The 6,195-nt window shown below is 66.8% G+C and carries 5 protein-coding genes; all 5 read left to right on the plus strand.

The annotated features are described in order from the left end of the window. The first annotated feature begins 134 nt into the window (after positions 1 to 134). Positions 135 to 2,987: an aminomethyl-transferring glycine dehydrogenase gene (gcvP, locus tag AB0280_RS21395; protein WP_366368678.1), complete on the plus strand. Its 2,853-nt coding sequence runs from the start codon at positions 135 to 137 to the stop codon at positions 2,985 to 2,987. 9 nt (positions 2,988 to 2,996) lie between these two features. Further along, positions 2,997 to 4,109, plus strand: coding sequence for a glycine cleavage system aminomethyltransferase GcvT (gcvT, locus tag AB0280_RS21400; RefSeq protein ID WP_366368680.1), 1,113 nt, complete (start codon positions 2,997 to 2,999; stop codon positions 4,107 to 4,109). A 47-nt stretch (positions 4,110 to 4,156) separates the two neighbouring features. After that, positions 4,157 to 4,540 (plus strand): glycine cleavage system protein GcvH, encoded by a 384-nt coding sequence (gene gcvH / locus AB0280_RS21405; protein WP_159630354.1) that lies wholly within the window; start codon positions 4,157 to 4,159, stop codon positions 4,538 to 4,540. Then, the gene (glyA, locus tag AB0280_RS21410; protein WP_366368682.1) at positions 4,537 to 5,868 is read left to right on the plus strand and encodes a serine hydroxymethyltransferase; all 1,332 of its coding nucleotides are present in this window, start codon (positions 4,537 to 4,539) and stop codon (positions 5,866 to 5,868) included. Before gcvH ends, glyA begins: the two co-directional genes overlap by 4 nt. Before the next feature lie 67 nt (positions 5,869 to 5,935). Continuing rightward, the coding region (locus AB0280_RS21415) for a serine dehydratase beta chain (protein ID WP_366368683.1) at positions 5,936 to 6,195 on the plus strand (260 nt) is incomplete at its 3' end.

Raw genomic sequence — 6,195 nt, forward strand, 5'->3', positions numbered from 1 at the left:
GCTGCTCCGGCAGCACTCACCGACGGTGCAAGCAGGCCCTGATGGGTTTGCGGAATCTCTCAGGTCCAATACAGAGCGGGGAGGGACCCGATCCATGCCGTGCCACCCGTGGCCGGCCGAACCTGGAGTTCCTCATGACGATTCAATCCCTTCCGTCTGCCTTTGCAGACCGGCATATCGGTGCACGCCGCCAGGCTGACGTGGACACCATGCTCAAGGCCGTTGGCTACGACAGCGTTGATGGACTGGTGGACATCGCCGTTCCCAACTCAATCCGCCAGTCCAAGCCCCTTGCGCTCAAGGACGCGCTAAGCGAGGTTGAGGTCCTAGCGGAGCTGCGCAGGCTCGCCGCCAAGAACAAGACCGCCGTGCAAATGATCGGCCAGGGCTACTACGACACCATCACGCCCGCCGTCATCCGCCGGAATGTCCTGGAGGCCCCGGCCTGGTACACCGCGTACACCCCGTACCAGCCCGAGATTTCCCAGGGCCGGCTCGAGGCACTCCTGAATTTCCAGACCATGGTCCAGGACCTGGTGGGCCTGCCCATCGCCAACGCCTCGTTGCTGGATGAAGCCACCGCCGTGGCCGAGGCCGTGCTGATGATGCGCCGCGCCAACAAGAACAAGGACGCCCGCGACGGCAAGACCGTCCTGGACGCCGACGTGCTGCCGCAGACCATCGCCATCGTCAAGGGCCGCGCCGAGGCGCTGGGCTTCGAAGTTGAGGTCACCGACCTGTCCAACGGCCTGCCCGACGGCGACATCAACGGCATCGTGCTCCAGCAGCCCGGTGCCTCCGGGCGGGTCTGGGACCAGTCCGCCACTATTGCGGCGGCGAAGGAGCGCGGCGCATTGGTCACCGTGGCCGCTGACCTGCTTGCACTGACCCTGATCACTCCTCCGGGCGAGCAGGGCGCCGACATCGCCGTCGGCTCCACCCAGCGCTTCGGGGTGCCGTTGTTCTTCGGCGGCCCGCACGCCGCCTACATGGCGGTGCGCAAGGGCCTGGAGCGTTCCATGCCGGGCCGCCTGGTGGGCGTATCCAAGGATGACGCCGGCCTCCCGGCGTACCGCTTGGCGCTGCAGACCCGCGAGCAGCACATCCGCCGCGAAAAGGCGACATCCAACATCTGCACCGCGCAGGCCCTGCTGGCCATCGTCTCCTCCTTCTACGCCGTCTACCACGGCCCCGACGGACTGAAGGCCATCGCCGAGCGCGTCCACAACAACGCCCGCGCCCTCGCCACCACGCTCAAGATCGCAGGCCGGGAACTGGCCGCCGAGGCGTTCTTCGATACGGTCACGGTCTCCGTCCCGGGCAAGGCCGCCAAGGTCATCACCGCTGCCGAAGCACGCGGCATCAACCTGCGCCACATCGACGCCGACACCATCGGCGTGTCCGTGGATGAAACCACGACGCCGGAAATCCTCTCCGCGATCGCCGTCGCCTTTGGAGCCGGCCCGGTAGTGGACGCTGAGGGCTTCGACCTGCCCGCAGAGGTGCTCCGCACCTCCGAGTACATGCAGCACCCGGTGTTCAACACCCACCGGTCCGAAACCCAGTTGCTGCGCTACATCCGCAGGCTGTCGGACCGGGACCTGGCGCTGGACCGCACCATGATCCCGCTGGGCTCGTGCACCATGAAGCTGAACGCCACCGCCGAGATGGAAGCCATTTCCTGGCCGGAGTTCGCCTCCATCCACCCGTTCGCCCCGGACTCCCAGACCGAAGGCTGGCGTGAGCTGATCAGTGGCCTGGAAGCCGACCTGGCGGAAATCACCGGCTACGACCAGGTGTCCCTCCAGCCGAACGCCGGATCCCAGGGCGAGCTCGCCGGCCTGCTGGCCATCCGCGGCTACCACCGCGCCAACGGCGATACCCAGCGCAACGTCTGCCTGATCCCCGCTTCCGCCCACGGCACCAACGCCGCCTCTGCCGTCCTGGCCGGCATGAAGGTCGTCGTCGTGGCCACCGCCGCGGACGGCACGATCGACCACGAGGACCTGTACGCGAAGATCGAGGCGAACAAGGACGTCCTCTCGGCGATCATGATCACCTACCCGTCCACCCACGGCGTCTACGACGCGGACGTGACCGAGATCTGCGAGGCTGTCCATGCTGCCGGCGGCCAGGTCTACGTTGACGGTGCCAACCTGAACGCCCTGGTGGGCCTGGCCCAGCCCGGCAAGTTCGGCGGCGACGTCTCCCACCTGAACCTGCACAAGACCTTCTGCATCCCGCACGGCGGCGGCGGACCCGGCGTCGGACCTGTTGCGGCCAAGGCCCATCTGGCGCCGTTCATGCCCGGCGACGCCAACAAGGCAGCGCATGAGGAAGGCCACGGCGTGGCCATCAGTGCCTCGAACTTCGGTTCCGCCGGTGTCCTGCCGATCTCCTGGGCGTACGTGAAGCTCATGGGCGGCGAGGGCCTGACCGAGGCCACCAAGGCAGCCCTGCTCGCAGCGAACTATGTTGCCGTGCGCCTGAACGAGTACTTCCCGGTGCTGTACACCGGTGAAGGCGGGCTCGTGGCGCACGAATGCATCCTGGACCTGCGCGACCTGACTGCGAAGACGGGCGTTACCGCGGAGGATGTGGCCAAGCGCCTCATCGACTTCGGCTTCCACGCCCCCACCCTGGCCTTCCCGGTGGCAGGCACCCTGATGGTGGAGCCCACCGAGTCCGAGGACCTGGCCGAGATCGACCGCTTCATCGAAGCCATGATCACCATCCGCAAGGAAATCGACCAGGTGGCCAACGGCGACTTCGCCGTGGCGGACTCACCCCTGCGCCGCGCACCCCACACAGCGTCCGCCGTCGCGAACTCCGAATGGACCCGCCAGTACAGCCGCGAGCAGGCCGTCTTCCCCGTCCACCACCTCAAGCAGGACAAGTACTTCCCGCCGGTGGGCCGGATCGACGGCGCCGGTGGAGACCGGAACCTGATCTGCTCCTGCCCGCCGCTGTCCGAGTTCGAAAACTAAGGATCCCCCATGACTGAGAACTACACGGCTTTTTACGAAGAGCACAAGAAGCTTGGCGCCTCCTTCACCGACTTTGGTGGCTGGCAGATGCCGCTCAAATACAGCTCCGAACTGGCCGAGCACCACGCCGTCCGCAACGCTGCCGGCCTGTTCGACCTCTCCCACATGGGCGAAGTGTGGGTCACCGGACCGCAGGCCGGCGCCTTCCTGGACTACGCCCTGGTGGGCAAACTGTCCGCCATCGCGGACGGCAAGGCCAAGTACTCGCTGATCTGCAATGAAGACGGCGGCATCATCGACGACCTCATCACGTACCGTTTCGGCGATGAGAAGTACCTGGTGGTTCCCAACGCCGGCAACGCCCCCACCGTGGCGGCCGCACTCGCCGAACGCGCTGCCGCCTTCGACGTGACGGTGGAGGACGCTTCGGCGGCAACCTCGCTCGTCGCAGTCCAGGGACCCAAGGCCGAGGCCATCCTGCTCAAGCTCACGGACGAGTCCCAGCACGCCTTGGTCACCGACCTGAAGTACTACGCGTTCAACGAAGTCACCGTGGCCGGCCACGATGTCATCCTGGCCCGCACCGGCTACACCGGTGAAGACGGCTTTGAACTCTTCCTCCCGAACGAAGGCGCCGCTTCCCTGTGGGAGTCCGTGGCCCAGGCCGGAGAAGAGTTCGGCATTGTCCCCTGCGGCCTCGCATCCCGCGATTCGCTTCGCCTTGAAGCGGGCATGCCGCTGTACGGCAACGAGCTCTCGCTGGAGCGTTCGCCGTTCGACGCCGGCCTTGGCCCCGTAGTTGCCCTCAAGTCCAAGGAAGGCGACTTCGTGGGACGGGCCGCACTCGAGGCAGCCAAGGAAGCCGGCCCCAAGCGCAAACTCGTTGGCCTGAAAGGGCACGGCCGCCGTGCCGGCCGTGGCGGCTACCCCGTCCTGAAAGACGGAAACGTGGTGGGCGAGGTGACCTCGGGCCAGCCGAGCCCCACCCTTGGCTACCCCGTGGCACTGGCCTACGTCGACGTCGAGCACGCTGAGCTGGGCACCGCACTGGACGTGGACCTGCGCGGCAAGGCCGAGCCCTTCGAAGTCGTCGCACTGCCCTTTTACAAGCGTCAGAAATAGCACCGGCGCTCCCGCATTTTTGAACCCCAAACTTAAGGAAACACACCATGGCTAAAGTTGCCGCTGAACTGAAGTACTCCGCCGAACACGAATGGATCGCCGCCGACGGCTCCGGCCCGTCCGTGGTGGGCGTGTCCGCCGTTGCCGCCGAGGCACTGGGCGACATCGTCTACGTGGACCTGCCCGAGGTTGGCGCCACGGTGACCGCAGGCGAGACCTGTGGCGAGATCGAGTCCACCAAGTCCGTCTCCGACCTGTACTCCCCCGTGACGGGCCAGGTCACGGAAGTCAACGACGAAGTCGTCAGCGACCCCGCCGTGATCAACAACGACCCCTACGGCGCCGGCTGGCTCTTCAAGGTCACCGTCACCGAAGAGGGCCCGCTGCTGTCCGCACAGGAATACGCCGAAGCAAACGGCGGCGAACTGTGAGCGGCGCTTCATCCGCCGCGGGCACCGTGGCCTTTGAACAGGTGGTCTCCCCCAGCCTGAACGCAGACCTCGCTGCCCTGGACCCCGAGATTGCGGCAAAGATCGACGACGAACTGGGCCGCCAGCGCGACGGCCTGGAAATGATCGCTTCCGAGAACCACACAGCCGCAGCGGTCATGCAGGCGCAGGGCTCGGTGCTGACCAATAAGTACGCCGAGGGCTACCCGGGCAAGCGGTACTACGGTGGCTGCGAGCACGTGGACGTCATCGAGCAGCTGGCCATCGACCGGGTCAAGGCCCTGTTCGGCGCCGGGTTCGCCAACGTCCAGCCGCACTCCGGCGCCCAGGCCAACGCCTCGGTGATGCACGCGCTCATCAAGCCCGGCGACACCATCATGGGACTGAACCTGGCCCACGGCGGCCACCTGACCCACGGCATGCGGATCAACTTCTCCGGCAAGCTCTACAACGTGGTCCCGTACCAGGTCCGCGAAGACACCCACACCATCGACATGGCAGAGGTGGAGCGGCTGGCCCAGGAGCACAAGCCGCAGCTCATCGTGGCCGGCTGGTCAGCCTACGCGCGCCAGCTGGACTTTGCCGAGTTCCGCCGGATCGCCGATTCCGTGGGTGCCTACCTCATGGTGGACATGGCACACTTCGCCGGACTGGTGGCCGCGGGCCTGCACCCCTCGCCGGTCCCGCACGCCCACGTGGTCACCTCCACCACGCACAAGACCCTCGCCGGTCCGCGCGGCGGCATCATCCTCTCCAACGACCCCGACGTCGCGAAGAAGATCAACTCCGCCGTCTTCCCGGGCCAGCAGGGCGGGCCGCTGGAGCACGTCATCGCCGGCAAGGCCGTGGCGTTCAAGATCGCGGCGTCCGAGGAATTCAAGGAGCGGCAGGAGCGCGTCCTGGCCGGCGCCCGCATCCTGGCCGAACGCCTGGTCCAGCCGGACGTCACCGCCAAGGGCATCAGCGTGGTGTCCGGCGGCACCGACGTGCACCTGGTCCTGGTGGACCTGCGCAACTGCGAACTCGATGGCCAGCAGGCAGAAGACCGACTGGCTGCGATCGACATCACCGTCAACCGCAACGCGGTCCCCTTCGACCCGCGTCCGCCAATGGTCACCTCGGGCCTGCGCATCGGCACCCCGGCCCTGGCCACCCGGGGCTTCGGCGAGGACGCCTTCCGCGAGGTTGCGGACATCATCGCCGAGGCATTGATTGCCGACGCCGGCGCGGACCTTGCAGGGCTGCGTCACCGCGTTGAGGCACTCGCCGCAGCCCACCCGCTCTACCCAGGCGTGGCACCCCTGTCCTGAGCCGTGGTTGCCTTTGGCCCGGTGGGGCCAGCTTTCTCCCTTCTCCGTCCAGTTAGGAACACACACCGTGGCAGTCGGCGTATTCGACCTTTTTTCTGTCGGTATTGGGCCGTCGTCTTCGCATACGGTGGGGCCGATGCGGGCTGCTGCCGTGTTTGCTGAGGAGTTGAAGGCCTCGGGGAAGCTCGCGGACGTGGCGTCGTTGCGGGTGGATTTGTATGGGTCGCTGGCCGCGACGGGGCATGGGCATGGGACGATGACCGCGATCCTGTTGGGGTTGGAGGGGTTCCATCCGGAACTGATCCTGCCCGAAGAGGTGGAGGAGCG

The organism is Pseudarthrobacter sp. 902506025 (genome assembly GCF_040702325.1).
Taxonomy (GTDB): Bacteria; Actinomycetota; Actinomycetes; order Actinomycetales; family Micrococcaceae; genus Arthrobacter.